The organism is Streptomyces atratus, from assembly GCF_040655115.1.
Taxonomy (GTDB): domain Bacteria; phylum Actinomycetota; class Actinomycetes; order Streptomycetales; family Streptomycetaceae; genus Streptomyces; species Streptomyces atratus_D.
Genome location: NZ_JBFAJH010000067.1, coordinates 1 through 25,188 on the forward strand (window position 1 = coordinate 1; position 25,188 = coordinate 25,188).

At 70.9% G+C, this 25,188-nt stretch carries 28 protein-coding genes and 1 pseudogene; 16 read left to right on the forward strand and 13 right to left on the reverse strand.

Annotated elements, in window-relative coordinates:
• Nucleotides 1-104: 104 nt before the first annotated feature.
• On the reverse strand, nt 105-890 hold the full coding sequence (locus AB0I23_RS37040) for a chitosanase (RefSeq protein WP_359116756.1): 786 nt from the start codon (nt 888-890) through the stop codon (nt 105-107).
• Nucleotides 891-1,010: 120 nt separating this feature from the next.
• Here AB0I23_RS37040 and AB0I23_RS37045 point away from each other — a divergent pair, with 120 nt between their 5' ends.
• From AB0I23_RS37045 to AB0I23_RS37055, 3 genes are all read left to right on the forward strand, one after another.
• Entirely contained in the window at nt 1,011-1,694 is a 684-nt protein-coding gene (locus AB0I23_RS37045) for an alpha/beta fold hydrolase (protein WP_359116676.1), read from the forward strand.
• Between the two features lie 389 nt (nt 1,695-2,083).
• Entirely contained in the window at nt 2,084-2,299 is a 216-nt protein-coding gene (locus AB0I23_RS37050; protein WP_359116678.1) for a hypothetical protein, read from the forward strand.
• 89 nt (nt 2,300-2,388) lie between these two features.
• Nucleotides 2,389-2,535: a CBS domain-containing protein gene (locus AB0I23_RS37055; RefSeq protein ID WP_359116759.1), complete on the forward strand. Its 147-nt coding sequence runs from the start codon at nt 2,389-2,391 to the stop codon at nt 2,533-2,535.
• Nucleotides 2,536-2,782: 247 nt separating this feature from the next.
• Here the strand turns inward: AB0I23_RS37055 and AB0I23_RS37060 are convergent, their stop codons facing one another.
• Nucleotides 2,783-3,229 carry an avidin/streptavidin family protein gene (locus AB0I23_RS37060; protein ID WP_359116681.1) on the reverse strand — a complete coding sequence of 149 codons (447 nt, stop codon included), beginning with the start codon at nt 3,227-3,229 and terminating at the stop codon, nt 2,783-2,785.
• Nucleotides 3,230-3,654: 425 nt separating this feature from the next.
• Complete coding sequence (locus AB0I23_RS37065) at nt 3,655-4,122, reverse strand: Hsp20/alpha crystallin family protein (RefSeq protein ID WP_359116684.1); 468 nt, start codon at nt 4,120-4,122, stop codon at nt 3,655-3,657.
• A gap of 264 nt (nt 4,123-4,386) precedes the next feature.
• Between AB0I23_RS37065 and AB0I23_RS37070 the strand changes: the two genes are divergently transcribed.
• Together AB0I23_RS37070 and AB0I23_RS37075 are read left to right on the forward strand one after the other, a co-directional pair.
• Nucleotides 4,387-4,893, forward strand: coding sequence for an STAS/SEC14 domain-containing protein (locus AB0I23_RS37070; protein WP_359116686.1), 507 nt, complete (start codon nt 4,387-4,389; stop codon nt 4,891-4,893).
• Entirely contained in the window at nt 4,890-5,048 is a 159-nt protein-coding gene (locus tag AB0I23_RS37075) for a hypothetical protein (RefSeq protein WP_359116688.1), read from the forward strand. The genes AB0I23_RS37070 and AB0I23_RS37075 overlap by 4 nt, the downstream gene beginning before the upstream one ends.
• Nucleotides 5,049-5,136: 88 nt before the next feature.
• On the opposite strand, the gene AB0I23_RS37080 is transcribed toward AB0I23_RS37075, so the two are convergent.
• The 4 genes from AB0I23_RS37080 to AB0I23_RS37095 all read right to left on the reverse strand — a co-directional run bounded on the left by AB0I23_RS37080 (nt 5,137) and on the right by AB0I23_RS37095 (nt 10,178).
• The gene (locus tag AB0I23_RS37080; protein WP_359116690.1) at nt 5,137-5,718 is read right to left on the reverse strand and encodes a TIGR03086 family metal-binding protein; all 582 of its coding nucleotides are present in this window, start codon (nt 5,716-5,718) and stop codon (nt 5,137-5,139) included.
• Between the two features lie 377 nt (nt 5,719-6,095).
• The gene (locus AB0I23_RS37085) at nt 6,096-7,334 is read right to left on the reverse strand and encodes an FAD-dependent monooxygenase (RefSeq protein ID WP_359116692.1); all 1,239 of its coding nucleotides are present in this window, start codon (nt 7,332-7,334) and stop codon (nt 6,096-6,098) included.
• Nucleotides 7,335-7,710: 376 nt separating this feature from the next.
• Nucleotides 7,711-9,330, reverse strand: coding sequence for a malate synthase A (aceB, locus tag AB0I23_RS37090; RefSeq protein ID WP_359116695.1), 1,620 nt, complete (start codon nt 9,328-9,330; stop codon nt 7,711-7,713).
• A gap of 245 nt (nt 9,331-9,575) precedes the next feature.
• Complete coding sequence (locus AB0I23_RS37095) at nt 9,576-10,178, reverse strand: nucleotidyltransferase family protein (RefSeq protein ID WP_359116698.1); 603 nt, start codon at nt 10,176-10,178, stop codon at nt 9,576-9,578.
• A gap of 215 nt (nt 10,179-10,393) precedes the next feature.
• Here AB0I23_RS37095 and AB0I23_RS37100 point away from each other — a divergent pair, with 215 nt between their 5' ends.
• A complete protein-coding gene (locus AB0I23_RS37100; protein ID WP_359116700.1) occupies nt 10,394-10,696 on the forward strand; it encodes a DUF5955 family protein in 303 nt (100 codons plus the stop codon).
• Between the two features lie 27 nt (nt 10,697-10,723).
• On the opposite strand, the gene AB0I23_RS37105 is transcribed toward AB0I23_RS37100, so the two are convergent.
• Together AB0I23_RS37105 and AB0I23_RS37110 are read right to left on the reverse strand one after the other, a co-directional pair.
• The gene (locus AB0I23_RS37105; RefSeq protein ID WP_359116703.1) at nt 10,724-11,359 is read right to left on the reverse strand and encodes a response regulator transcription factor; all 636 of its coding nucleotides are present in this window, start codon (nt 11,357-11,359) and stop codon (nt 10,724-10,726) included.
• Nucleotides 11,356-12,564, reverse strand: coding sequence for a sensor histidine kinase (locus AB0I23_RS37110; RefSeq protein ID WP_359116706.1), 1,209 nt, complete (start codon nt 12,562-12,564; stop codon nt 11,356-11,358). The genes AB0I23_RS37105 and AB0I23_RS37110 overlap by 4 nt, the downstream gene beginning before the upstream one ends.
• 111 nt (nt 12,565-12,675) lie before the next feature.
• Between AB0I23_RS37110 and AB0I23_RS37115 the strand changes: the two genes are divergently transcribed.
• The gene (locus AB0I23_RS37115) at nt 12,676-13,773 is read left to right on the forward strand and encodes an ABC transporter permease (RefSeq protein WP_359116709.1); all 1,098 of its coding nucleotides are present in this window, start codon (nt 12,676-12,678) and stop codon (nt 13,771-13,773) included.
• On the forward strand, nt 13,770-14,450 hold the full coding sequence (locus tag AB0I23_RS37120; RefSeq protein ID WP_359116711.1) for an ABC transporter ATP-binding protein: 681 nt from the start codon (nt 13,770-13,772) through the stop codon (nt 14,448-14,450). The genes AB0I23_RS37115 and AB0I23_RS37120 overlap by 4 nt, the downstream gene beginning before the upstream one ends.
• Before the next feature lie 66 nt (nt 14,451-14,516).
• On the opposite strand, the gene AB0I23_RS37125 is transcribed toward AB0I23_RS37120, so the two are convergent.
• A complete protein-coding gene (locus AB0I23_RS37125; RefSeq protein ID WP_359116714.1) occupies nt 14,517-15,317 on the reverse strand; it encodes an IclR family transcriptional regulator in 801 nt (266 codons plus the stop codon).
• 353 nt (nt 15,318-15,670) lie between these two features.
• On the opposite strand from AB0I23_RS37125, the gene allB reads away from it, so the two are divergent.
• The 3 genes from allB to AB0I23_RS37140 all read left to right on the forward strand — a co-directional run bounded on the left by allB (nt 15,671) and on the right by AB0I23_RS37140 (nt 18,615).
• Nucleotides 15,671-17,014 (forward strand): allantoinase AllB, encoded by a 1,344-nt coding sequence (gene allB, locus AB0I23_RS37130; RefSeq protein WP_359116716.1) that lies wholly within the window; start codon nt 15,671-15,673, stop codon nt 17,012-17,014.
• Nucleotides 17,015-17,016: 2 nt separating this feature from the next.
• The gene (alc, locus tag AB0I23_RS37135; protein ID WP_359116719.1) at nt 17,017-18,132 is read left to right on the forward strand and encodes an allantoicase; all 1,116 of its coding nucleotides are present in this window, start codon (nt 17,017-17,019) and stop codon (nt 18,130-18,132) included.
• A gap of 153 nt (nt 18,133-18,285) precedes the next feature.
• Complete coding sequence (locus tag AB0I23_RS37140; protein ID WP_359116722.1) at nt 18,286-18,615, forward strand: putative quinol monooxygenase; 330 nt, start codon at nt 18,286-18,288, stop codon at nt 18,613-18,615.
• Nucleotides 18,616-18,633: 18 nt separating this feature from the next.
• Here the strand turns inward: AB0I23_RS37140 and AB0I23_RS37145 are convergent, their stop codons facing one another.
• Both AB0I23_RS37145 and AB0I23_RS37150 read right to left on the reverse strand, forming a co-directional pair.
• Complete coding sequence (locus AB0I23_RS37145; protein ID WP_359116725.1) at nt 18,634-19,464, reverse strand: aldo/keto reductase; 831 nt, start codon at nt 19,462-19,464, stop codon at nt 18,634-18,636.
• A gap of 252 nt (nt 19,465-19,716) precedes the next feature.
• On the reverse strand, nt 19,717-20,457 hold the full coding sequence (locus tag AB0I23_RS37150; protein ID WP_359116728.1) for an SDR family NAD(P)-dependent oxidoreductase: 741 nt from the start codon (nt 20,455-20,457) through the stop codon (nt 19,717-19,719).
• 540 nt (nt 20,458-20,997) lie between these two features.
• Between AB0I23_RS37150 and AB0I23_RS37160 the strand changes: the two genes are divergently transcribed.
• Nucleotides 20,998-21,915, forward strand: a complete 918-nt coding sequence (locus AB0I23_RS37160) for a DMT family transporter (RefSeq protein ID WP_359116731.1) — start codon at nt 20,998-21,000, stop codon at nt 21,913-21,915.
• 171 nt (nt 21,916-22,086) lie between these two features.
• Here the strand turns inward: AB0I23_RS37160 and AB0I23_RS37165 are convergent, their stop codons facing one another.
• Complete coding sequence (locus AB0I23_RS37165; RefSeq protein WP_359116734.1) at nt 22,087-22,290, reverse strand: hypothetical protein; 204 nt, start codon at nt 22,288-22,290, stop codon at nt 22,087-22,089.
• A gap of 147 nt (nt 22,291-22,437) precedes the next feature.
• On the opposite strand from AB0I23_RS37165, the gene AB0I23_RS37170 reads away from it, so the two are divergent.
• From AB0I23_RS37170 to AB0I23_RS37185, 4 genes and pseudogenes are all read left to right on the forward strand, one after another.
• The gene (locus AB0I23_RS37170; protein ID WP_359116736.1) at nt 22,438-23,658 is read left to right on the forward strand and encodes a sensor histidine kinase; all 1,221 of its coding nucleotides are present in this window, start codon (nt 22,438-22,440) and stop codon (nt 23,656-23,658) included.
• Nucleotides 23,655-24,377 (forward strand): response regulator transcription factor, encoded by a 723-nt coding sequence (locus AB0I23_RS37175; protein ID WP_359116739.1) that lies wholly within the window; start codon nt 23,655-23,657, stop codon nt 24,375-24,377. Before AB0I23_RS37170 ends, AB0I23_RS37175 begins: the two co-directional genes overlap by 4 nt.
• 92 nt (nt 24,378-24,469) lie before the next feature.
• Nucleotides 24,470-24,732: pseudogene (locus AB0I23_RS37180) on the forward strand (cytochrome P450); the annotation flags it as partial.
• Between the two features lie 16 nt (nt 24,733-24,748).
• Entirely contained in the window at nt 24,749-25,168 is a 420-nt protein-coding gene (locus AB0I23_RS37185) for a PaaI family thioesterase (RefSeq protein WP_359116741.1), read from the forward strand.
• Nucleotides 25,169-25,188 lie beyond the last annotated feature (20 nt).

Below are 25,188 nucleotides of genomic sequence, written 5' to 3' on the forward strand. Positions count from 1 at the left end.
GTGCGTCCATGGCTTGCTCCCTGTGTGGTGGCCGCGACCGGGTGAGCTGTCTGCTCCCGGCCCGTGCGCGCCACAGCGCCGTACCGGGCAGGTCCGGGCAGGACTCAGCCGATGTGGTAGCTGTCGCCGTACACCTTCCAGTCGAGCGGCGTTTCCAGCTGGAGTCTGCCCTCGCGCACGAAGACCCGCTGAGCCGTCTCGACGCGACTGGTGTCGGAGTGCGAGGGCTCCTTGCGGATCGCGGCGACCCGGGCATCGAGGAAGGCGTTCAGATACGTCACCTCGTCGCCGCCCCGGGACGGCGGTTCGGCGGCGGCGAGAGCCCCGCGGCGGATCGTAAGGAAGCCGACCGTGCCGTCCGAGTCGGCGAACCCATGCATCACATAGGCGTCGTAGTAGATGAACTGGCCCAGGGCGCCGAGACCGTCGTCCTTTCCTTGCTCGACCGCCGGATCGAAGGAGGAGTCGTCCCGTTCGGCGTCCTGCGCCGACCGGAACGCGGGGTCGGCGGCCGCCTCCACCCATGCGTCGGTGAACGGGCGCCGGAGGCCGTCGTGCGCATCACTGCCCTGCACCGCGCGCAGAGCGGGCAGGAACCGTTCCAGCGGATTGCCGGGGCGCGCCGAGGCGTACCGCTCGACGACCCTCAGCATGTCGCCGGTGCCGGAGCAGAAGCCGATGATGCCCGCGGTGTAGCCGCGGCCGTCGCCGATGTCCTCGATGTACTTGTACTGCGCCTTCCAGTCGAGCGTGGAGTTCTCCGCGCTGGAGACCAGCTGCATGGCGATCTCCTTCTTCGCCGGATCGTCCAGCCCGGCCCCCGGGGGGCCGTTGCCGGAAGCGGGCCCGGGCGAGCGCCCGGAGCATCCCGTCAGCAGGGCGGCCGCCATGACCAGAGCGGTGACCAGAGCCGTGGCGGGGGCGAGCCGGGAACGCGGAATGGCCTTCACTTCTTCAGACTGCCAGGTCCGGAGAAGGATCTTGGTTCATTCGCCTGTAGCGTCAGGGGCATGGAAGATCAGTCTGTTGTGGATGTCGGTGATGTCCGGCTGGCGTACCGGACCTGGGGCGACCCGTTCGGCTCGCCCGTCGTCCTGCTGCACGGCCTCGGCGGTTCCGCCGCGAGCTGGGAAGCGGTCGGGAGCCTGCTCGGCGAGGAATGGCGGGTGTACGCCCTCGACCTGCGCGGGCACGGCGAGAGCGACTGGCCCGACGAGTACTCCTTCGAGCTGATGAGGGACGACGTCCTCGGCTTCCTCGACGAGTGCGAGCTCGACCGCGTCGGCCTGGTCGGCCACTCCATGGGTGGCGTCGTCGCCCATCTGCTCGCCCAGGAGCACGCGGACCGGGTGGAGCGCCTGGTGCTGGTGGAGACCCCGCCGCCGGTCCCCAGCGAGCCGAGGCCCGCCGCACAGCCCGAAGGGCCGGTCGACTACGACTGGAACGTCGTCGCGCCCATCCGGGCCCAGGTCGCGGACCCCGACCCGCAGTGGGCGGACGGTCTCGGCGAGATCGTCGCGCCGACGCTGATGATCGCCGGTGGCCCGGAGAGCACCATGCCGCAGGGTCGGCTGGCCGACATGGCCTCCCTGATCCCGGACTGCCGACTGATCACGCTCGGCGGCGGCCACCGGGTCCACGAGACCCATGCCGACCAGATGGCTCAGCAGATCAGCGAGTTCTTCACCAGCTGAAACCCTGGAGCGGCACGTGCACGAGATGTGTGTCTCCAGGCGAGGCTCGGAACTGGAGACCGGCCTCGGAATGCGCAGCGGACGCGAGGATTTCACACTGGCCCTAGGGGAGCACCAGTCCGGGTGGGCCCGTCCGTGGGCTCTTCCGGCCGTAAGGCTCGAAGGAGACGGGCCAGGAACGCCTCCCACGACGGTGTCCCGACGGCTCCTCGCTACTGGTCGTGATGGGCTGGGGGGCGCCGGGGAGGGGGCCCGGCCCTCTCGAAGGACCGTACGGGAGACGGGTCCCGGGAGTACGCACGAGGAGGGAACGCAGTCTGCGACACCTGTAGGCCCCGCAGCGCCGGGGCGTCACACCGTCGGGAAACATCCCACTGCCACGGAGGCTGATGATGACGACAGCGAACAGCGGACACGGGCACGTACCGCGGACCACGGATGAGCGCCTGCGCCACTTGGAGTCGCAGGTGGAGACGCTCGCCGGTGCCATCAGGGCACTCGCCGAAGGTCTGGAACAAATTCCGTCGCAGGATGCGGAGCAGGGAGAGCAAGCGGCGCGCGGCGCTCGCATGGCCCATGAGCTGCTGCTGTCGCAGGGGCTGTAGGAGCGCAGCGCCCACGTCGCCGCTGATGACGCGGGGCCGCGATGGATGCCGGCTCGGCGCCTCGAAGGGATGCGCAAGTCGAGTACATGATGAATACGCCGTCGGCTTGTGTGCCTGAGACGGAGTCGCTCGAGAATGCCGCACGGCACACGGCCGACGCAGGCGTCGGAGCCCTCCCCGTGATCGACGGTGACCGTGTGATCGGGTGGTGGCCGAGGGACGCCTCATCGGCATGATCGCCTTTGACGACCTGTTCCGGCAGCTCACGCAGGAACTATCGGATGTGGCTGCCGTGGTCGACGCCGCCCGGGAAGGTGCCGCAGGTCTTCCACGGGTACGGAGAAGGCTCCGCTGACCGACGGCTGATCCGCCGGTCCCGCAACTCGTCTCCCGGTACACCCCCGAAGGCGGGCGGGCCGCTCGACGTGCCGTCGCTGTCGCCTCCTCGGCGAGCACACTGATGGGGACGGAGGCCGTACGGCCTCACCGGCTGCGGGGGCCGCCCGTGGCCGCCGGGTGCGACGTGGGCCTGGTGGACCGCGCGCCGACCTCGATCCGCTCAGAGCCTGGTGACTGCCGAGTGAAGACGTCCCTGCCGACAGTGGTGGACTCCCACGCATCGGAGTCGGTCGCCGACGTGGTCAGCAGCCAGGTGGCGCAGATCCGCTCCGTGCCGTCATCAGCGAAACAGAGCCCGCTCCAACTGGTCACACAGTTGGCGTTGTTGCGCTCGTTGCGCCACGCCACCGTCCAACCGATCGCCGTACCGTGATCTGGCCGTTCGAAGGTGTCGTAGCGTCCCACGAGTGCGTACTCGCCGGCGGCGAGACCCGTGGCCGAGGCGAAGGTCCCCGTGATCTCCCCGGAGGGACCAGGAGCGATCTCCATGTGCGAGCCGAACTCGTTGTACCAGTCTCCGGCGATCGACATATCCTCTCTTCCTTGCACCCCGTGTTGCGAGCCGTGATCCTCAGGGTCGCCGGCGTCCGCTGCACCTTGGGTCGAGGGACTCCGAGTCGAACGATCCGCACCCCTGGCGCCCGAGTCGGGGCAGGACCCGGACGCCGACTGCGCCTCGCCTGCTCCTCATGAGAGCGAATAGCTTTTCCGACGGGCTGTTCCGAAGACAGCGCCATCGCCTATGACGCAGCCCGGACTTCTGCACGTGCAGTCGCGCAGTGGGCCAGTGTTCGGGACGACCGCCACCGGACTGTCGGCGGGGTGCAGAACGGCATACAAAAGACTTGGCCCCAATGGCGGCCTCCGTCGATTGGCCATGTCGTTTGGCAGACGCCGGTGCGGGTGCGGCCGGTGGAGCCCTCCCGCACCCGCGGCCAGTGCCGCATGCAGCGGGGTCAGCCCTGGATCTCTATATGACGTGGCTTGGCCGCCTGGGACTTGGGGATGGTGAGCGTGAGGATGCCGTCGGCGAGAGACGCCTGGACCTCCTCGGCCTTCAGCTCGGTGGACAGCAGCGCGCGGTACTCAAAACGCCCGGTGCGCCGCGTGGCGCGGCGCACCACGCCTTTGCGTTCGCGCTCCTTCAGCTCTCCGGTGATGCGCAGCTCGCGCCCACTGACCTCGACGTCGATGTCGTCGCGTTTGATCCCGGGCAGCTCGCACTCGAGCTCGTACGCCTCGTCGGTCTCATGCAGGTCGGCCATCGGCGCCCAGGCCATCGTCTCGGTCCAGGAGGGCGCCGAGCTCTCCAGCAGCTGGGTCATCCTCTGGAACAGCTCGTCGAACTCGGCGGCCATCGGCTCATGCCAGGGGAAGGCCCGCTCCAGCAGACCACCAGGCCGGTGTCGGACAGGAAGCGTCATACGGCTCACCTCCGGAAGTTGCAGAAATGATCCCCGATATCCATGCTGGGTGACCTCTGCGCGGTCGGCGACTCGAAACAGGCTTGTATCCCGCGTCGCTCGACCAGGCCGCCGGAATGGTCCGGTCAGTTGGGATGCGCATCCTTCGCAACGGCGACAGCCTCGTCCACCGTCCGCGCTGGTGAAAAGGGGGGCGCTCGCGTCGGCACCGCATATTCCCCATCTTCCAACAGCACAGGAACGACACGCAGCGACACCGGTTGGATGTGCGAATCGACCCGGCTCGCGAGCTTTCTGATGCCCTGCCCCGTACGCGTTTTCGGCAGTCAAGGGCGCGAGGAGGCGCCCCAGTGGCTGGCCTCGCTGCCCGAAGGCCCCGGTGTCTCCCACCACCTCCTGCCCGAGTCCCAGGTTCTCGTGGTCGAGGTCGAACAACCCTTGCGTGCCCAGGACTTTGACGCCCTGGGCCTCACCGCGGACAGTTGGCTCGAAACGCACGAGGAGCTGGCCGGTGTCGTGGTGCACGCTCGCGCGTTTCCCGGCTGGGAGAACGTCGGAAGCCTGCTTCGACATGTGCGCTTCGTTCGCGACCACCATCGGAAGGTCAGGAGGGTCGCGCTCGCGGCGGACACCAAGCTCGCTGACCTGGTGCCCCATCTTGCCAACCACTTCATCCAGGCCGAAGTACGACGGTTCGGATACGACGACCTCGAGGATGCCGTCGGATGGGCCGCAAGCCCTCCCGGGCAGCACACAGTCGACGCGGGGTGACGTTCCTCGGCGTCGACACACTGGTCCTGCTGACCGCCCTTGCCGAGCGCAACCTGCGGGTGACGGCGTCAGGACTCGAATCAGGCATCGCCCCGGCCGACGAACGACTGCGCGACCGGGCGCGTGAGGCGGTACGTACGCTGCGGCCGCACTGACCGCGCGTGCGGGATCGCTGCGCGCCGCAGGGAGGACGTGGCGACGCAGGCCCGCCCGTCCGATGGCAGCAGCCCTCCCGTGCAGACGTCAGCGCCCGGGCTCCCAGTCCGGGTGCCGGCCGCTCATGGCGATCGCCCGGTCGACGAGGGGCGCTTCGGCCGGTACCGGGACCGGCGGTCCGAAGATGTCGGGCCGCGGGATGCCGTCGCGGGGCGTCAGCATGGCCAGCGACACCCGCAGGCTCGCCTCGTCCGCCTCGTACGCCTGCCCGGTGGACCGGGCCAGGTCCCAGCCGTGGACGACCAGCTCGTCGAGTGCCACCATCGCGGCCACCTCGCCCGGCAGATCCACACCGCCCGCCCTGGTCATCCCCTGCCGGGCGGCAGGGTCGCGCCAGGCTGTCACCAACTCGTCCAGCAGGGGCGGCAGTGCCTCGCGCCAGTCGTCGCCGAGGACCGGCAGTGCGGCGGCCGGTGAGCTGTTGGTCGTCGGCCCGAGATCCTTCCGAGCCGCGTCGCGGAAGGCCATGCTCAGCCCGACCAGATGGGCGAGCAGTTCCCGTACCGCATAGTCGGGGCAGGGGGTGGGGCCGGTCAGCTGTTTCTCCTCGATGCCGTCGAGCAGTGCGGCGACCTGGCGTGCGGCAGGCCCCAGATCGGCCGTGGGCATCGTTTCGTTCTCGGTATCCATACTCTTCGGACCGCTCCGGCACCCGGAACTCATCGGTCCTGGCGCGGGGCGTCCAGACCCCGCACCGGCATAGTGCGGAATACCGCCCCATCCTCTTGTCGTGGACCCGCCAGCCGTGTGATGTAGGTCCAGACCATTACTGCCGGATGGAAGGCAAGATCGTGCAACGCCCCCACGCACACCCCGCGTTGGCCCCCCGCCGCCCTGCTCCTCGCCGCGCTCACCGCCTGCGGCGGGACCGCCGACGCCGCCGACACGCAGAGACGGACCGCGCCCGGCGGGGTGACGGCGCAGGCGAGCCCCGTCCCTTTGGGGCGGGGAGGAGTCACCGATCCAGGAAACCTCCCGTTCGGGGGTCACGCCTTCAGGGCGCGGCCACCGAACCCGCCGCCCACAGCGGCCCGTTGCCACCAGGCATCCAGCGCCGAAGGGTCCATAGAGCCCCACTCCGGTGTGGCCTCCACCAGGGCATGTCCCAGTCGCCGCCCCAGCTCCACCATGGCCCGGCCGGCCGCGGTGCGCTCGGAGTCGTATGCACGGAGTGCCTTGGCCCAGTCGGGCGCGGACCGGAGCGCCGACTCCAGTGCCGTCGCGTCCTGGAGCGCCTTGACCGCACCGGCGCCGGTGTGCGGGCGGGCCACGGTCGCCGCGTCGCCGGTCAGCAGGAGCCGGCCGGTGGCGTAGCGGGGCGCCGTGAAGTCGTACAACGGCTGGACGAACAGCTCCTCCGGCGCCGTCAGACCGAGCAGACCGCCCCAGTACGGAGGCAGCGACTCGGCCGCGATACGGGCGAGATGGGAGTGCAGGGCGTCGGTGAGCGTGCCGGGTGGCAGACTCGTCGGAGTCTCCAGCGACAGTCCGAGATCCGGGGGAGGGGCGGTGTAGAGCACCCAGTTCACCCGGTGGCCGCCGGTGGCGTCCGGGATGCGGTAGGCGATCACGTGGCCGCCCGGGAAGACGGCGTACGCACACTCCTCGACGTCCCACAGGCGCCGGTCGGCGGCGGTCATCCTGGAGGCGGGGAAGGCGCCGCGCCAGGCGAGATAGCCGGCGTACTCGGGACGTGCCGCGGTGCCGAGCCCGGCGCAGACCTCGGTGCGGACGAGGGAGCGGTAGCCGTCCGCACCGATGGCGAAGTCGAACAGCTCTGTACGGTCGCTGCCGTCGACGCCCGTGATGCGTAACGCAACCCCGTCGGGGGTGTGCCGCACCGCGCCGACGGTGGTGCCGGTGCGGAACTCGACCTCGCCAGGAACCCGGGTCCGTAGTTCGCGCCAGAGCGGACCCCAGTTGTACGTACGGAACGGGAAGGGCATCTCGCCGATCAGCTGCCCGAGGGGTGCGCCGCCCGCGCCGCGTACGTACCAGCGCCGACGGTTCAGCTGGATCCAGGGCATCCCCGCGTCCAGATATCCGGCCGCCCGGAGTTCGTCGTAACGGTCGTCGTGCACCGCCAGTCCGACGCCCCGCTCCGCCAACCGACCCGGTGCACGCTCCAGGACCACGATCTCGTCCGCACCACCCCGGTGAGCGGCGAGTGCGGCGGCGCACCCGGCTACGCTGCCGCCCACGACGGCGACGCGGCCTCCACGCATCTGATGTCTCCTCGGCTGCACGGTGGAAAATGTCCCAGGGACCACACCCTTGACTCCCCACCGGCAGAGGACGGCCAAACCCCCTGGAGTGCGCTCTCCGCGGAGGGCAGGCAGCGTTCCGCCGATGCCGCGGGCCCCAACGGTCCATTCGCCGGGGCGTCGCCCACCGCCCAGGTCTCGATGGGCACCCCCATTGCCGCGCCGGCGACCCCGGCGGTCAAGGACACCGCAGCCGATCGGCAGGAAATACCCGCGTGGCAGATCTGCCGTCACCGACATGAGCGGCATGCGCGGGACGAGCAAGGGGTGGTATCAGCGCTCCGCCCCCGGTGCTGTGCGGTACCGGGGGCGGAATGCTCTACGGAATCGGAGCGGCTCAGACCAGCTGCTCGTACGCAGGCAGTGTCAGGAAGTCCGCGTAGTCCTGGTCCAGTGACACCTGGAGCAGTAGGTCGTGGGCCTGCTGCCACTTGCCGGAGGTGAATGCCTCCTCGCCGATCTCCTCGCGGATCGCTGCGAGTTCCTCGGCGGCGACCTTGCGGGCCAGGTCCGCCGTGGCGTGCTCGCCGTTCTCGAAGACCACGTCCGCGTTGATCCACTGCCAGATCTGCGAGCGGGAGATCTCCGCGGTGGCGGCGTCCTCCATCAGGTTGAAGATGGCGACGGCGCCCATGCCGCGCAGCCACGCCTCGATGTAGCGGATGCCGACGGCGACGGCGTTGCGCAGGCCGTCGTACGTGGGCTTGGCGTCCAGGGTGTCGATGGCGATCAGGTCGCCCGGCGCCACGGAGACGTCCTCGCGCAGGCGGTCCTTCTGGTTCGGCTTCTCGCCGAGGACCGCGTCGAACGAGGCCATGGCGATCGGGACGAGGTCCGGGTGGGCGACCCAGGAGCCGTCGAAGCCGTCGTTCGCCTCACGGTCCTTGTCGGCCTTGACCTTTTCGAAGGCGACCTTGTTGACCTCGGCGTCACGGCGGGACGGAATGAACGCCGCCATGCCGCCGATCGCGTGCGCACCGCGCTTGTGGCAGGTGCGGACGAGGAGTTCGGTGTACGCGCGCATGAACGGGGCGGTCATCGCCACCGCGTTGCGGTCCGGCAGGACGAACTTCGAGCCGCCGTCACGGAAGTTCTTGACGATGGAGAAGAGGTAGTCCCAGCGGCCCGCGTTCAGCCCCGAGGCGTGGTCGCGGAGCTCGTAGAGGATCTCCTCCATCTCGTACGCGGCGGTGATCGTCTCGATCAGGACGGTCGCGCGGACGGTGCCCTGCGGGATGCCGACGTAGTCCTGGGCGAAGACGAAGATGTCGTTCCAGAGGCGGGCCTCCAGGTGCGACTCCGTCTTCGGGAGGTAGAAGTAGGGACCCTTGCCGAGGTCGATGAGGCGCTGGGCGTTGTGGAAGAAGTAGAGGCCGAAGTCGACCAGCGCGCCCGGCACCGGGGTCCCGTCGAGCTGGAGGTGACGCTCGTTCAGGTGCCAGCCGCGGGGGCGGGTGACGACCGTGGCGAGCTCGTCGGCGGGCCTGAGAGCATACGGCTTACCGGACTTGGGGTCGGTGAAGTCGATGCGGCGCTCGTAGGCGTCGATCAGATTGAGCTGGCCGAGGATGACGTTCTCCCACGTGGGGGCGGACGCGTCCTCGAAGTCGGCGAGCCAGACCTTGGCGCCCGAGTTCAGGGCGTTGATGGTCATCTTGCGGTCGGTCGGACCGGTGATCTCCACCCGGCGGTCGTTCAGCGCGGCCGGGGCCGGGGCGACCTTCCAGGAGTCGTCCGCGCGGATCGCTGCCGTTTCGGGCAGGAAGTCCAGCGTGGAAGTGCGGGCGATCTCGGCGCGGCGCTCGGCGCGGCGGGCGAGCAGCTCGTCACGACGGGGCGTGAACTGCCGGTGCAGCTCGGCCACGAACGCGAGGGCCGCGTCGGTCAGGACCTCATCCTGCCGGGGCAGGGGCTCGGCATCGACGATGGCCAGCGGGGACGGCGCTGGTGCGGACATGAGCTGTCACTCCTTCAGCGGGCGGTGCGGGTGGCGCCTTCGCGGCCGCCGGGTCGCCTCTACGGCACGGCGTGCCAGGGCTCCGGGATACGGCCGTGGGCGCCGTCTGGGGTACAGAGCGCTTCTGACCAGTGGATAGTAATTTCCTCATGGTGGAAGTTCAATGGTTTGTTGATGTCGAGATTCTCCGGGTCGACACAAGTGGGGTGGGGCTGGCGCAGCGTGCCGGCGTGCGCACAGCCCGTTCAGTCGAGGTGCCTCAGGTCCTCCGCGGTGTCGATGTCGTAGGCCTCCGCCACATCGGAACACTCGACGAGCGAGATCGCATCGCGGTGCGCCCGCAGGTACGCACGAGCCCCCTGGTCGCCCACGGCGCCCGCCGCGATGTCCGCCCACCGGTCGGCGCCGAACAGCACCGGATGGCCGCGCTCCCCGTCGTACGAGGCTGCCGCCAGGGTCACCCGGGAGCGGTACGCCGACCGGACCCGCGCCACCGCCTGCGCACCGATGCCCGGCTGGTCGACCAGGAGGACGAGCGCCGCGTCCGCCTTTGTGCCGGAGAGCGCGCCGAGCCCTGCCCGCAGCGAGGAACCCATGCCTTCCCGCCACTGCGGGTTGACGGTCACCGCACATCCCGAGAGGTCCGCCCGCGCCCGCACCTCGTCCGCCGCGGCGCCGAGCACTACATGGACGGGGGCGCAGCCGCCCTCCCGCAGCATGCGCAGGGCGTGCTCGACGAGCGGCCGTCCGCGGTGTTCCAGCAACGCCTTCGGCCGCCCGCCGAGCCGTCGGCCACCGCCCGCGGCGAGCAGCAGGCCTGCGATGACGGGGTGGGATGAATGAGCCATGAGGCTTTGGATACCTCACCACGCCCATGAATTCCTACCCGACCCGGCCGTGGCCCGCGTCCTCTCGTGGTCACCCCGAATTCAGTCCCCGGAGTGGCGCACGGTACCTTCCATGGCGTTAACTGACGCGCATCCCCGGACACTTGACCAAGGTCCGGGACCCGGTCGAAACGCCGGCACATAGAGGTGCGAGGGGGAGTGCTTTGTTGCGAAGCGTGGGGCAGACGCGGGTGACCAGCAGTGGCGAGGACCCAAGGGTGACGGAGTTGCGTACGGCCGTCTCCCGGCTCCGCCGTGAGCTGGCGGGGCATCCCGCGGAGTTTCCCGACCGCGGGATCGCCGAGGACGAACTGGCGGCCCTGGACGCGATGGCGGCCACCGGTGTGCCCGAGATTCGGCGGCTGCGCCGCTCACTGCTGCTGATCGCGGGGGCGATCGGCTCGGTCAGCGCACTGGCATCCGCGCTCAGGGACGTACGGGTCGCCGTGGATCTCTTCGGCGAGCCGCCGCGCCGCTGACGTACGGGAGGGGAGCGCGGGCAGGAGTCAGCGGCGGATGAGGCGGCGCGCCGTTGCCGCGGCGACCGCGGACGTGCGGGAGTCGACGCCCAATTTGGCGTAGATGTGTACCAGATGGGACTTCACGGTGGCCTGGCTGAGGAACAGCGCCTTGCTGATCTGCAGGTTCGACAGTCCCTCGCCGACCAGTTGCAGCACCTCCAGCTCGCGCTTGGTCAGGGCCTCCGCGGGCGTCCGCATGCGGTCCATCAGCCGGTGCGCGACGGCAGGGGCGAGCGCCGAGCGGCCGGCCGCCGCCGTGCGCACCGCTGCCGCCAGCTCCTCGGGCGGGGCGTCCTTGAGGAGATAGCCGCTCGCGCCCGCCTCCACGGCCGCCAGGATGTCGGCGTCCGTGTCGTAGGTGGTGAGGATCAGGACCCGGGGTGCGTCGGGCACCGCGGTGATCGCCGCGGTGGCCTCCGAGCCGTGCAGGCCCGTCCCGAACTGGAGATCCATCAGCACGACGTCGAACTCGCCGGTGGCCGCGAGCGCCACGGCCCGCTCGGCGGTGTCGGCCTCGGCGACCACGCGGAAGTCCGGTTCGGTGTCGAGGACGGCCCGCAGCCCCGCGCGTACCACCGGGTGGTCGTCGGCGAGCAGCAGTCGGACGGGGGTGGCGCTCATGCGGCGGACCTCTCTTCGTGTCCGGGCAGCGGGAGGGGGAGGGTGAGCGCCAGAGCGGTGCCCTGGCCGGGGGCCGATTCGACACTCAGCGTGCCGCCGAGGGACCGGGCCCGGGACCGCATGGCGGGGAGACCGAAACCGCCGGTCGCCGTGGCACCCGTGACCGGAGGCGTGCCCGGCGAGAAGCCCCGGCCGTCGTCCACGACGTCCAGCGACACCGAGGTGTCCATGAAACTGAGCGTGATCTCCGCACGCCGGGCCCCGGCGTGCTGCACCGTGTTGGCCAGCGCCGACTGGGCGGTACGGAGCAACGCCACCTCGTACGGCGTCGGCAGCTCCACCGGCGTCCCGCTGACCGCGAACTGCACCGCCAGATCCGGTCCGGTGGTGCGCGCGCAGAGGCGTTCGAGGGCGCCCGCCAGTGAACCGTTCTCCAGATCGGGCGGGGAGAGGGCGCGTACGAAGCGGCGGGCCTCGGCGAGATTGTCCTGCGCGGCCTCGCGGGCCCGGCGCACATGCGCGGTGGCGGGGGCGTCCGGCGGAAGGGTGCGTTCGGCGGCTCGCAACAGCAGCTGAATGCTGGACAGGCCCTGCGCGAGCGTGTCGTGGATCTCGCGGGCCAACCGCTCGCGTTCGGCGAGCGTTCCCGCCGTGCGCTCGGCGACGGCCAGCTCCGCCCGGGTCGATACCAGCTCCTCGATCAGCTCGCGGCGCCGCTCGCTCTCCCGGAACAACGCGTCGTACCCGAGGACCGTGGCGATCGCGACCGCCGCACCGAGCAGCGGCCCGATGAACGCGCCGGGCGTGATCTGCCCGCCGTGCAGGACAAAGCCGGTGATGGCAGCCGCCGCGGTGACGACGACGGCGGGCAGACCCCAGCGCATCGGCAGCAGATGCAGCTGCAGGAAGTACAGCGGGAAGGCCAGCCACAGGGCGTCCGGCGAGAGGACGAGAAGTGCGAGCCAGAGTGCCCCGAGCAGCGACAGCCACAGGGCGGCCGCCCCGTTCTGCGGCTGCACGGCGGGGGCGAGCGCGCCCGCCGCGTAGACAGCGGCCATGACGCAGGCGAGCGCGACGACGGCGGTCGCGCCCGATGCGCCGTCGCTCACGGCCGGCACCGCGGTGAGCGCCAGCAGTCCGAGCAGCAGTGCATGCAGACACAGCCGCAGCGCGGCGGCGACCGGGGTGTGCGAACGCGAATCCATGATGCGTTCCAGCGTAGACGCGCGGCGTCCGCGGCCGGTCAATCGAAAGGTTGATGTCAGGCCCCACCGGCGTGCGATGTTTTCGAGCACCGGTGGACCGAGGCTGGAGCCATGTTCGTCGCATGGAGAGATCTCCGGTTCGCAAGGGGCCGGTTCGCGCTCATGGGCACGGTCGTGGTGCTGATCACGCTGCTCGTGGGCTTGTTGTCCGGTCTTACGGCCGGTCTGGCCAGGGAGAACACCTCGGCCGTCACGGGGCTGAACGCCGATCACCTCGCGTTCGCCGCCCCACCCGACGGCCAGTCGGTGTCCTTCACCAACTCGACCGTCGGGGAGAGCGCGTGGCGGAGCTGGGCTGAGCAGCCCGGCGTCGGTGCCGCGCAGCCCCTCGGCATCCGTACGCTCAACGCCGCCGCCGTCGGGGGGAAGCGGACGGCCGCCGTGTCGGCGTTCGGTGTCGAGCAGGACTCGGGCCTGGCCCCGACGGCCGGCGGAGCGCGCGTCGCCCCGGGGAGGGTCGTGCTCTCCGAGCAGGCCGCCGACGAGCTCGGCGCCGCCGCCGGTGACCGGGTGCGACTCGGCCGCGTCGAGGTGCGTGTGGCGGCGGTCGCGGGAGATGCCTCGTACAGCCATACGCCGGTCGTGTGGACCGCGCTCGACGACTGGCAGCGCTTCGCGGACAGCGGGGCGGGCGGCGCGCCGCACGCCACGGTGATCGCCCTGACCACCACCACCGGCGCCGACCTCGCCGCCGGTGACAAGGCGGCCGGCACCCGCACGCTCTCCCTCGGCGATTCACTCACCGCCATCGGCTCCTACCAGGCCGAGAACGGCTCGCTCCAGCTGATGCGCGGCTTCCTCTTCGCCATCTCGGCCCTGGTGATCGGCGCCTTCTTCACTGTCTGGACGATCCAGCGCAGCGGCGACGTCGCCGTCCTCAAGGCGCTCGGCGCCTCCACCCCGTACCTTCTGCGCGACGCGCTCGGGCAGGCCGTCGTGATGCTCGCGATCGGTACGGGGCTGGGGACCGCGCTCGCCTCGGGCATCGGCGCGGTGGTCAGCGGCGGGGCCGTGCCGTTCGTCCTCGACGCGGCGACCGTCCTCGTTCCGGCGGCCGTCATGATCGCCCTCGGTGCCCTGGGGGCGGCGCTGTCCATCCGGCGGATCACCGCCGTCGACCCGCTCACCGCACTCGGGAGTGCCCGATGACCCTCACCCTCGCCGATGTCACCCTCACCTACCCCGACGGCGACGGCCGGCTCACCGCACTCGACCGGGTCTCGCTCGACGTTCCCGAGGGCTCGCTCACCGCGGTCGTCGGACCGTCCGGCTCCGGCAAGTCCAGCCTGCTCGCGGTGGCCGCGACGCTGGTCACGCCGGACGAAGGGCGGGTCGTGGTCGCAGGCCGGGAGACGACGGGACTCGGACGCGCGGAGAAGGCGGCGCTGCGCCGCGAACGCATCGGCATCGTCTTCCAGCAGCCGAACCTGCTGCCGTCGCTGACCGCCGTCGAGCAGCTTCAGGTGATGACCCATCTGTCGGGCGGCACCACGCGCGGCGCCCGCGGGCGTGCGCTGGAGCTCCTCGACGCGGTCGGTCTGGCCGACAAGGCGGGCCGCAGGCCGCACCAGCTGTCGGGCGGTCAGCGCCAGCGGATCAATATCGCGCGGGCGCTGATGAACGATCCGGCGGTACTCCTGGTCGACGAGCCGACGAGCGCCCTTGACCATGAGCGCGGCGCGGCGGTCCTGGACCTGCTGATCGCGCTGACCCGGGAACGGTCGACGGCGACCGTGCTGGTCACCCACGACCGGACGCATCTGGAACGGGCGGACCGGACGGTGGTGATGAGGGACGGGCGGCTGACGGAAGCGGTGCTCAGCTGATTCCCGAACGAACATGTCGGTGCCCGCCGGGTCCTGCCCGGCGGGCACCGACATGTTCGTGTGGACTCAGCCGGTCGGACCGCTGCTGGCCAGCGCGTCGGACAGCTCCTTCGCGACCTGCTGCAGGATCGGCACGATCCGTTCCGTCGCCGCCTCCGTCACCCGTCCCGCCGGGCCCGAGATCGAGATCGCGGCCGAGGTGGGGGAGTCGGGTACGGAGACCGCCAGGCAGCGGACCCCTATCTCCTGCTCGTTGTCGTCGACCGCGTAGCCCGCGCGGCGGACCTGGTCGAGCGCGTCCAGGAAACCGTCCGGGGTGGTGATCGTCTTCTCGGTGGCGGCCGGCATTCCGGTGCGGGCCAGCAGTGCCCGTACCTCCTCCGGCGGAGTGTGCGCGAGCAGTGCCTTGCCCACCCCGGTGGAGTGGGGGAGCACCCGGCGGCCGACCTCGGTGAACATCCGCATCGAATGCTTCGAAGGCACCTGGGCGACGTACACGATCTCGTCGCCGTCGAGCAGCGCCATGTTCGCGGTCTCGCCGGTCTCCTCGACGAGCCGTGCGAGATACGGGCGGGCCCAGGTCCCGAGCAGCCGGGACGCGGACTCGCCGAGCCGGATCAGGCGCGGGCCGAGGGCGTAGCGCCGGTTGGACTGCTGGCGTACGTAGCCGCAGACGACCAGGGTGCGCATCAGCCGGTGAATCGTGGGCAGCGGAAGTCCGCTGCTCGTGGAGAGTTCGCTGAGCCCGACCTCGCCCCCGGCGTCGGCCATCCGTTCCAGCAGATCGAAGGCGCGCTCAAGTGACTGCACACCGCCGCTGGAACCGGCGGGCTTGGAGTCGGATGTGCTGGCGTGGGACGGCGGCACGTCAACGGTCCTTTCGAGGCGGATGGGCAAGGCAGCAGCCTACCGGGAGGTTCCCGATCGGCCCACTGCTCCCGGTGCGGCGTCCTGGCCGGTCAGGGCCTGTTTGTCCGGGTGTCCCGGACCGGCCGGACCGTTCCGCGATGCCGTACCTGGCCCATGTTACGTTCCGCACTCCGAAATCAGTCTTTTACTTTGTGGAAATCTCCAGTCGGGTGCGCGAGTGGTCCGCTTGCTGTCCGGCGAGGAAGGTGGGGTCTTGACGGGCTGGAATCCCGAGTGAAGACTCCTTCAACAGTTCGTTGAATTTCCTCGGTGGCCGTGAGCCGCCGACCATGCGGAAGTGAGGAGCACGGGTGTCCGGTGCGGACGTGAACCTGGTACTGCGCTCGACGCGTGTCGTCACCCCCGAGGGGACACGCCCAGCGGCGGTGGCCGTCGCCGGCGGCACGATCGACGCCGTTCTGCCGTACGACACGGAGGTGCCGGCCGGTGCCCGGCTCCAGGACTTCGGCGACGACGTCGTGCTGCCCGGCCTTGTCGACACCCATGTCCACGTGAACGACCCCGGCCGCACCGAGTGGGAAGGCTTCTGGACCGCCACCCGCGCCGCCGCGGCGGGTGGGATCACCACCCTGCTCGACATGCCCCTCAACTCCCTCCCACCGACCACCACCGTCGGCCATCTGCGTACCAAGCAGCAGGTGGCAGCCGCCAAGGCGCATATCGACACCGGCTTCTGGGGCGGCGCGATCCCGTCCAACGTGAAGGACCTGCGGCCGCTGTACGAGGCCGGGGTCTTCGGCTTCAAGTGCTTCCTGTCGCCCTCCGGGGTCGAGGAGTTCCCCGAGCTGGACCAGGAGCAGCTGGCCCGCTCCATGGCCGAGATCGCCGGCTTCGACGGGCTGCTGATCGTGCACGCCGAGGACCCGCGCCACCTGGCGGCCGCGCCGCAGCGCAGCGGACCTGCCTACGCCGACTTCCTCGCCTCCCGGCCGCGCGACGCCGAGAACACCGCCATCGAGAGCCTCATCGCGCACGCCAGACGGCTGAACGCGCGCATCCACGTCCTGCACCTGTCGTCCAGCGACGCGCTGCCGCTGATCGCCGCCGCCAAACGGGAGGGCATCCGCGTCACCGTCGAGTCCTGCCCGCACTTCCTCACCCTCACCGCGGAGGAAGTCCCGGACGGGGCGACGGAGTTCAAGTGCTGCCCGCCGATCCGGGAAGCCGCCAACCAGGACGCGCTCTGGGCCGGACTCGCCGACGGCACGATCGACTGTGTCGTCTCCGACCACTCGCCCTGCACCACCGACCTCAAGACGCCGGACTTCGCCTCCGCCTGGGGCGGTATCTCCTCCCTCCAGCTCGGACTGCCCGCCATCTGGACCGAGGCGCGCCGGCGCGGCCACTTGCTCGACGACGTGGTCCGCTGGATGTCCGCCGCCCCTGCCGAGCTGGCCGGACTGACCCGCAAGGGTGCCATCGAGGCCGGGCGCGACGCCGACTTCGCGGTCCTCGCCCCCGACGAGACCTTCACCGTCGACCCCGCCGAGCTCTTCCACCGCAACCAGGTCACCGCCTACGCCGGGAAGACCCTGCACGGCGTCGTGAGATCCACCTGGCTGCGCGGGCAGCGGATCGCAGCCGACGGCGTCCTCGCCGAGCCCACCGGTCGCCTCCTCGAAAGGAACCACTGACCATGACGGCGACAGCGCACTTCACCGGCGACGCCGACCCGTACGGAGGTGGCGACCCGTATGCCGACTACCGCACCGCCGATTTCCCCTTCACCCACCTCGTCGATCTCGCCGACCGGCGGCTCGGCGCGGGCGTGATCGCCGCCAATGACGAGTTCTTCGCCGAGCGTGAGAACCTGCTGAAGCCGGGACCCGCGGAGTTCGACCCGGAGCACTTCGGGCACAAGGGCAAGATCATGGACGGCTGGGAGACCCGCCGCCGCCGCGGCGTCGGCGCCGCGCAGCCGCACCCCACGGACGAGGACCACGACTGGGCGCTGGTACGGCTCGGCGTGCCCGGCGTCGTACGCGGCATCGTCGTCGACACCGCCCACTTCCGCGGCAACCACCCGCAGGCCGTCTCCGTCGAAGCGGCCTCCGTGCCCGGCTCGCCGTCCCCCGAGGAACTCCTCGCACCGGACGTGAAGTGGACAACCGTCGTACCCCGTACGGCCGTCGGCGGCCACGCGGCCAACGGCTTCGCGGTCGACGCCGACCGGCGCGTCACCCATCTGCGGGTCAACCAGCACCCCGACGGCGGGATCGCCCGTCTCCGGGTCTACGGAGAGATCGTCCCCGACCCCGCCTGGCTGGCCGCCCTCGCCACCTTCGACCTCGCCGCGCTGGAGAACGGCGGCCAGGTCGAGGACGCCTCCGACCGCTTCTACTCCCCGGCCACCAACACCATCCAGCCGGGCCGCTCCCGCAAGATGGACGACGGCTGGGAGACCCGCCGACGGCGTGACAAGGGCAACGACTGGATCCGCTACCGGCTCGCCGAGCAGGCGGAGATCCGGGCTGTCGAGATCGACACCGCCTACCTCAAGGGCAACTCGGCGGGCTGGGCGAGCCTTTCGGTGCGGGACGGGGAGAGCGGCGACTGGGCGGAAGTCCTGCCGCGGACCCGGCTGCAGCCCGACACCAACCATCGCTTCGTCCTCCCGGAGGCCGTGCTCGCCACGCACGTCCGGACCGACATCTTCCCGGACGGCGGTATCTCACGGCTGCGGCTGTTCGGCTCGCTGACGGAGGAGGGGGCCGCGCGACTGGCCGCCCGCCACCAGGAACTGGGTGGCTGACGAGGACGGGCGGCCCTGCCGCCTCGCGGGTGGCGGCGCCTTTCACTCCTTCGTGCGCGGCGGCTCCCGCCACCCCCTCGGGTGCGCCCGATGCGTCCGCATCCAGGGCTTATGGGAACCTGGGTGCGTCGCACATCCCGAGCAGGAGTTGTCATGATCTTCATCGCCGTCAAGTTCACCGTCCACAGCGAAGAGCGCGACAACTGGCTGCCCGCCGTCGAGCCCTTCACCCTCGCCACCCGTCAGGAGCCGGGCAACGTGTTCTTCGAGTGGTCGTACAGCGTCGAGAACCCGGACCAGTTCGTGCTCCTGGAGGCCTTCGCGTCCCCCGAGGCCGGCGAGGCGCATGTGAAGTCCGAGCACTTCGCGGCGGCGATGGACGCGATGGCGGACCTCGTCGCCGTGACCCCGGAGATCATCAATGTCGAGGTCCCGGGCGACGGTTGGTCCCGGATGACGGAGCTCACGCCCCGCCGTCAGTGATCCGTGAGTCCTGACGCTTCAGAACTCCTCGTGGACGTCCGGGTCTCCGCCGTACCGCCGCCGCGGTCCGGCGGAGACCCTGGCCAGTTCGTCCGCCGTCAGTTCGAAGCCGAAGATCTCCAGATTCTGGCGCTGCCGCCCCGGATCGGCGGACTTCGGGATCGGGACCGCCCCCAGCTGGGTGTGCCAGCGCAGCGCGGCCTGACCGGGGGTCACCCCGTGTGCCGCGGCGACGGCGACGAGCTCGGGGTCCGCCAGGAGATCGTGGCCGCGGCCCAGCGGGCTCCAACTCTCGGTCACGATGCCCTTGGCGGCGTGCACGGCCCGCAGCTCCTCCTGCGGGAAGCGCGGGTGCATCTCGATCTGGTTCACGGCGGGCAGCACTCCGGTCTCCCGCTCCAGCCGGTCGAGCTGGGACGCGGTGAAATTGGAGACGCCGATCGAGCGCACCAGCCCGTCCTTGCGGAGCTGGATCATCGCCTTCCAGGTGTCGACGTACAGATCCACCCGGGGCAGTGGCCAGTGGATGAGATACAGGTCCACGTAGTCGAGCCCGAGATTGCGGCGGGACTCCTCGAACGACGCCAGGGTCTGCTCGTAACCCTGATGCCTGCCCGGAACCTTGGTGGTGACGACGATGTCCTCGCGCGCCACACCGCTGCGGGCGATCCCGTGTCCGGTGCCGGTCTCGTTGCGGTAATTGAGTGCGGTGTCGATGAGCCGGTATCCGAGGTCCAGCGCTCCGGCCACGGCCTCCTCCGCCGCGTCGTCCTTCAGCGGCCAGGTGCCGAGCCCGACGGCGGGGAGGGTGCGGCCGTCGTTCAGGGGGTGAACCGGGGTCTCGGTCATGATCTCCCTTGTCGTTCGAAACCATCCTGGCCAGGGTAGGTCGGGCAGGGGCACGGGACAGGGAGGGCGCGGCCGGGCGGAGTACGGCTCAGAGCCTGTCGGCTGACCTCTGACCGGGCGGCCACGCCCTGGCACGCACGCTTCCCGCGTTGTCGTCGGTCGCCAACGCTCCGCGTTGACTCCCTCCTCCGCCTTGGAATCGCACGCGCCAGACCGCGTCCGTTATCCGATCGGAGGCCACCCGACAGGCTCTCAGGCCGCGTGTCCGCCGTCCACCACCACCTCCGTACCGGTGATGTACGCCGCTTCGTCACCGGCCAAGTAGGAGATCAGGGAGGCCACTTCACCCGTCGTGCCGAAGCGGTCCAGGGCGGTGCAGGCGCGCTGTCCGGCGGCGTACGGGCCGTCGGCCGGGTTCAGGTCCGTGTCGATCGGGCCGGGCTGGACCAGGTTCACGGTGATGGAGCGCGGGCCGAGCTCATGGGCGAGCGGCTTGGTGAGACCGGCGAGCGCCGACTTGCTCATCGCGTAGAGCGTGGCGCCGGGACCGCCCGCGTGCCTGCTCAGGGCCGTACCGACGGAAATGATGCGGCCGCCGCGCTCCATCCGGGCGGCCGCCGCCCGGCAGGCGAGGAACACCGCCCGCACGTTGACGGCCAGCACCCGGTCCACATCGGCCGGGGTGAGTGTGCCGATGGGGCCGAGGACGCCGATGCCCGCGTTGTTGACGAGGATGTCGAGCCGGCCGAACGTGTCCGCGGCCTCGTGCACGGCCGCCGGGACCGCCTCGGGGTCGGTCGAGTCGGCGCGCAGGGCGAGCGCGCGGCGGCCGTACGCCTCGATCTTCCGGACGACCTCACGGGCGCCGTCCTCGTCCTGTACATAGGTCAGCGCCACATCGGCGCCGTCCTGGGCGAGCCGCAGCGCGGTCGCGGCGCCGATGCCGCGGCTGCCGCCGGTGACGAGTGCGGTCCTGGTGTCGGTGCTGGTCATGGTGGGTTCCTTGCCGGTCGGGGCTGCTGTGTCGACAGGGACAAGGAAAGTCCGTTCGCCGCGCGGTGACCGGCGGGAAACGGACGCCTACGCGGCGCACGGCATCCGCCGGGTGGACCGATGAGTTCCGGGTGGGAGCGGGGTCGGACGAGACGGCATCGCCCGACAGCCCCGACAGCCCCGACAGCCCGGACGGCCCGGAAGGAGCCGGACGGCCCGGAGGAGAAGGACCATGGCGATGCTGACCCTCACCACATTTCTGTTACTCGACGGCGTCATGCAGGCGCCCGGTCGCCCGGAGGAGGGCCCCGAGCGGCGGATTCGAGTACGGCGGCGGGCTCGTGCCGTTCATGGACGAGGGCATGGGACAGCCGGGCCCGTACGTGCAGGAGCGCCGGGCGCGCCCGAGCGGTGAGACAGGTGTTCCCGGCGCCGCGGACCTCCCGGTACCGTGATCGTTCCGCGGGCGAGCCGGTGCGGTCTCCCCAGGGGTTCCCGCTGTGGAGCATCACGAGAACCACGAGTGCCAGGAGAAACCAGGTGTCCTCGATCGCCCTGCCCGCCCTCGCACCACCGCGCCGGGCCTGGCTCACCGATCTGCCCGTGCTGCTCGTCGCGGTCGTCTGGGGCGCCAGCTATCTCGCCGCCAAGGGCATCACGACCACACAGACCGTCATCGCGGTCCTCGTCCTGCGCTTCGTCATCGTGCTGCCCGTACTGGCCGCCACGGGGTGGCGCAGGCTGCGGGAGCTCAGCGCGGCGCAGTGGCGCGGCGCGGGGCTGCTGGGGCTGGTCCTCAGCGGGATCTTCCTCGTGGAGACGTACGGCGTCGTGCACACCTCGGCGACCAACGCCGGCCTCATCATCAGCCTCACCATGATCTTCACGCCGCTCGCCGAAGCCGCGGTGACCCGGGTCCGGCCGCCCAGGGCCTTTCTCGCCGCCGCCGCACTGTCCGTCGCCGGCGTGATGCTCCTGACCCAGGGCGGCGGTTTCACCGGCCCGTCGGTGGGTGATCTGCTGATGCTGGTGGCCGCACTCGCCCGTACCCTCCACGTGCTGCTGATGGCCCGCATCAGGTCCGTGCAGGACGCCGACTCGCTGTCGCTCACCACCGTGCAGCTCGGCAGCGCGGTAGCCGTCTTCGCCGTGCTTGCCGCCGTGCCCGGTACCGGGCAGTCGCCGTGGGCGGTGGCCTCGGAGTTCGGTGTCCGGGAGTGGGGCGGTCTGCTCTTCCTCTCCGTCTTCTGCACGCTCTTCGCGTTCTTCGTGCAGATGTGGTCGGTACGCCGCACCTCGCCGTCACGGGTCAGCCTGCTCCTCGGTACGGAACCGCTGTGGGCCGCCGCCGCGGGCATTGCCATCGGAGGAGAACGGCTCGGCGTCCTGGGTGTGGTGGGCGCGGTGCTCGTCCTCGCCGGGACGGGCTGGGGGCGTCGCGCCGCAGCTGCTCCCTGAGCCGGGCGGTTACGGCCTCCCCCGCGGTAGGGAGTGGGCTCCCGACGCCCTGCGACTCCGCTTGCGGCGTCGTCGTCAGTCACCGACGCTCCGCGTGGACCCTTGCTCCGCCTTGCCAGCGAGGCCGCATGACGCCGCTCGCCGATTCACCCCCTGTCGTGGGGGAGGCCGCTACTCCTTGAGCCGGTCCGCCGCCACCATCACTGCGGAGCCCGCCACCACCAGCACGATGTTGACGAAGACCGGGTAGCCGCCGAGTAACTCCACCCGCCGCACCACCGTCCAGAGCCGGAACCAGCCCGTCCATTCGTGCAGCAGCCCGGCGACGCCCTGGACGAACACGATGAAGCCGACCGACTCGCAGAGTTTCTTCATGGGGGAGAGCCTCGCGGGGCCGGTCCGGCCGCGGCGTCGGCCGGCGGTCTGCGGCACGGCGCCGAAAGTATCCGATCCCGCAACTTTGGTGGCTTCCCGTCCCCCGCACGGCCGGTACCAGCCCGTCACTTGAGTAGTTTTGTCGATATGACGCGTACGGAGTACCGCTGGTTACTGCCCTCGGCCATGGCCGATCCCGAGCTGCCCGGCGACCACGGCCGCCGGGCGCGCCGCACAGTACGGGACTGGGTCGTCGACATCACGGCCTTCCTCTGTGCGGCCGGCATCGGTGTGCTCGCGGCCGCCGCGATCGACGCCGACCACACCACCCCCGACGGTGTCGTCTTCGTCGACTCGCTGATCGGCGCCGCGGCCTGCTGCGCGCTGTGGACGCGGCGCCGGTGGCCGGTCGGACTCGCCGTGACCCTGACGCTGCTCGCCACCGTCGAACCGGTCGCCGCCGGGGCGATGCTCGTCGCGCTGTTCGGCGTGGCGGTGCACCGGCCGTTCAAACCGGTGGCCGCCGTCGGTGCGCTGGCCCTGGCCGTCGCCCCCGTACAGCCGTATCTGCGCCCCGATCCGGACACCTCGTTCGTCGCGTCCACGATCATCGGTGTGCTGCTGGTCCTGCTGGTGCTGAGCTGGGGCATGGTCGTGCGATCCAGGCGCCAGCTCGTCGTCACCCTGCGCGAACGCGCCCATCGGGCCGAGACCGAGGCAGAGCTCCGCGCCGAACAGGCGCAGCGGCTGGCCCGCGAGGCCATCGCCCGCGAGATGCACGACGTCCTCGCCCACCGCCTCACCCTCCTCAGCGTCCACGCGGGCGCCCTCGAATTCCGTCCCGACGCGCCCCCCGCCGAGGTCGGCCGGGCCGCCGGGGTGATCCGGGACAGCGCGCACGAGGCGCTCCAGGACCTCCGCGAGATCATCGGCGTCCTCCGCGGCCCCGGCGACAACGGGGAGGGCGACAGGCCGCAGCCCACCCTCGCCACCCTCGACGCGCTGATCGCCGAGTCCCGGCTCGCCGGCATGAAGGTCGCCCTCGACAACCGCATCGCCGACCCGGCCGCCGCCCCCGCCGCCACCGGCCGCACCGTGTACCGCATCGTGCAGGAGGGCTTGACCAACGCCCGCAAACACGCCCCCGGAGCCGAGGTCACCGTCGCCGTCACCGGGGGTCCGGGCGCCGGGATCACCACCGAGGTGCGCAACCCGGCGCCCGTCGAACCCTTCGAACGGGTCCCCGGCTCCGGCCAGGGCCTCATCGGTCTGACCGAGCGCGCCACCCTCGCCGGGGGCCGCCTCGGTCACGGGCCCGAACCCGACGGCGGATTCGGGATCCGGGCCTGGCTACCGTGGACCTCATGACCACCCCCGTGGATCCCCCGGCGCGGCCCGTGCGGCTGCTCATCGTCGACGACGACCCGCTCGTACGGGCCGGGCTGACGCTCATGCTCGGCGGCGCCGACGACATCGCCGTCGTGGGGGAGGGGGCGGACGGCTCCGAGGCCGCGGACCTCGTCGACCGGCTCCGCCCCGACGTGGTGCTGATGGACATCAGGATGCCGACCATGGACGGACTGAGCGCGACCGAGGCGCTGCGCCGCCGCCCCGACGCCCCGGAGGTCGTCGTCCTCACCACCTTCCACGCCGATGAGCAGGTGCTGCGGGCCATCCGCGCCGGAGCCGCGGGATTTGTGCTGAAAGACACGCCGCCCGCGCAGATCGTCGACTCGGTCCGCCGGGTCGTGGCCGGTGACCCCGTGCTGTCGCCCGCCGTCACCCGGCAGCTGATGGACCGGGCCGCGGGGACCGGCGCCGACGACCGCACGGGCCGGGCCGACCGGGCACGCCGGAGGATCGCCGGTCTCGCCGAGCGGGAACGCGAGGTCGCGGTCGCCGTCGGAGGCGGCCGTTCCAACGCGGAGATCGCCGCGAGCCTCTATCTCAGCGTGGCCACCGTGAAGACACACGTCTCACGCATTCTTGCGAAGTTCGACTTCAACAACCGTGTCCAGATCGCGCTGTTGGTGCACGACGCGGGGCTGCTCGACGAGGAGGACGACGGCGCGGGCGACGTAGGCTGAAGCGGATCGATCCGAGGCGATCGAACCGAACCGGCCGGTAGGGACCGAACCGTGTCCGCAGTCGACTTCGATCTTCGCGGGGGTCCCTCTTCAGTATGGTCGACGGCGCGGTCGAGGAGATGCTCCGGTACGACGGACCGGTGGAGACCGCCACCTTCCGCTTCGCCCGGGAGCCGGTCGAGATCGGCAAACCGTCTGCATGGGGGCGCCGCTGGCCCGGATGGAGGGCCGGATCGCGATCCGCACGCTGCTGGAACGGTGCCCGGATCTCGTACTCGACCCGGTCGGTGCGGAACTGGACTGGCTGCCCGGGATGCTGATCCGAGGGGTTCGTCACCTGCCGGTGCGCTGGTGAGGTAAGAAGGCGTGTCATGAACGGACTTGACATGCAGATGGCGCAGAAGGTCCTCGACAGCCAGCCGTTCAGCGGGCTCGTCGGGGCACGGATCACCGCCTTCGGGGACGGCGCCGCCACCCTCGAAGTGGACATCCGGCAGGAACTCCAGCAGCAGAACGGCTTTGTGCACGGAGGCGTGCTGTCATACGCCGCCGACAACTCGATCACCTTCGCCGCCGGAACGACCCTCGGGCCGGCCGTGCTGACCGGTGGCTTCTCGATCCAGTACATCCGGCCGGCCACGGGCCGCACCCTGATCGCCCGCGCCACCGTCGTCCACACCGGCCGTCGCCAGGCGGTGGTCCGCTGCGATCTGTTCGCCGCGGCGGACGACGGTGCGGAAGCCCTGTGCGCGGTCGCCCAGGGAACCGTGCTCTCCGCCCGGACGCACTGAAGGGACCTTCCTTGACCAGC

Coding starts and splice junctions, on each gene's coding strand:
- AB0I23_RS37040 (WP_359116756.1), bottom strand. CDS start 890: ATGGCGGCCGCCCTGCTGACGGGATGCTCCGGGCGCTCGCCCGGGCCC.
- AB0I23_RS37045 (WP_359116676.1), top strand. CDS start 1,011: ATGGAAGATCAGTCTGTTGTGGATGTCGGTGATGTCCGGCTGGCGTAC.
- AB0I23_RS37050 (WP_359116678.1), top strand. CDS start 2,084: ATGATGACGACAGCGAACAGCGGACACGGGCACGTACCGCGGACCACG.
- AB0I23_RS37055 (WP_359116759.1), top strand. CDS start 2,389: ATGAATACGCCGTCGGCTTGTGTGCCTGAGACGGAGTCGCTCGAGAAT.
- AB0I23_RS37060 (WP_359116681.1), bottom strand. CDS start 3,229: ATGTCGATCGCCGGAGACTGGTACAACGAGTTCGGCTCGCACATGGAG.
- AB0I23_RS37065 (WP_359116684.1), bottom strand. CDS start 4,122: ATGACGCTTCCTGTCCGACACCGGCCTGGTGGTCTGCTGGAGCGGGCC.
- AB0I23_RS37070 (WP_359116686.1), top strand. CDS start 4,387: ATGTGCGAATCGACCCGGCTCGCGAGCTTTCTGATGCCCTGCCCCGTA.
- AB0I23_RS37080 (WP_359116690.1), bottom strand. CDS start 5,718: ATGCCCACGGCCGATCTGGGGCCTGCCGCACGCCAGGTCGCCGCACTG.
- AB0I23_RS37085 (WP_359116692.1), bottom strand. CDS start 7,334: ATGCGTGGAGGCCGCGTCGCCGTCGTGGGCGGCAGCGTAGCCGGGTGC.
- aceB (WP_359116695.1), bottom strand. CDS start 9,330: ATGTCCGCACCAGCGCCGTCCCCGCTGGCCATCGTCGATGCCGAGCCC.
- AB0I23_RS37095 (WP_359116698.1), bottom strand. CDS start 10,178: ATGGCTCATTCATCCCACCCCGTCATCGCAGGCCTGCTGCTCGCCGCG.
- AB0I23_RS37105 (WP_359116703.1), bottom strand. CDS start 11,359: ATGAGCGCCACCCCCGTCCGACTGCTGCTCGCCGACGACCACCCGGTG.
- AB0I23_RS37110 (WP_359116706.1), bottom strand. CDS start 12,564: ATGGATTCGCGTTCGCACACCCCGGTCGCCGCCGCGCTGCGGCTGTGT.
- AB0I23_RS37115 (WP_359116709.1), top strand. CDS start 12,676: ATGTTCGTCGCATGGAGAGATCTCCGGTTCGCAAGGGGCCGGTTCGCG.
- AB0I23_RS37120 (WP_359116711.1), top strand. CDS start 13,770: ATGACCCTCACCCTCGCCGATGTCACCCTCACCTACCCCGACGGCGAC.
- alc (WP_359116719.1), top strand. CDS start 17,017: ATGACGGCGACAGCGCACTTCACCGGCGACGCCGACCCGTACGGAGGT.
- AB0I23_RS37140 (WP_359116722.1), top strand. CDS start 18,286: ATGATCTTCATCGCCGTCAAGTTCACCGTCCACAGCGAAGAGCGCGAC.
- AB0I23_RS37145 (WP_359116725.1), bottom strand. CDS start 19,464: ATGACCGAGACCCCGGTTCACCCCCTGAACGACGGCCGCACCCTCCCC.
- AB0I23_RS37150 (WP_359116728.1), bottom strand. CDS start 20,457: ATGACCAGCACCGACACCAGGACCGCACTCGTCACCGGCGGCAGCCGC.
- AB0I23_RS37165 (WP_359116734.1), bottom strand. CDS start 22,290: ATGAAGAAACTCTGCGAGTCGGTCGGCTTCATCGTGTTCGTCCAGGGC.
- AB0I23_RS37170 (WP_359116736.1), top strand. CDS start 22,438: ATGACGCGTACGGAGTACCGCTGGTTACTGCCCTCGGCCATGGCCGAT.
- AB0I23_RS37175 (WP_359116739.1), top strand. CDS start 23,655: ATGACCACCCCCGTGGATCCCCCGGCGCGGCCCGTGCGGCTGCTCATC.
- AB0I23_RS37185 (WP_359116741.1), top strand. CDS start 24,749: ATGAACGGACTTGACATGCAGATGGCGCAGAAGGTCCTCGACAGCCAG.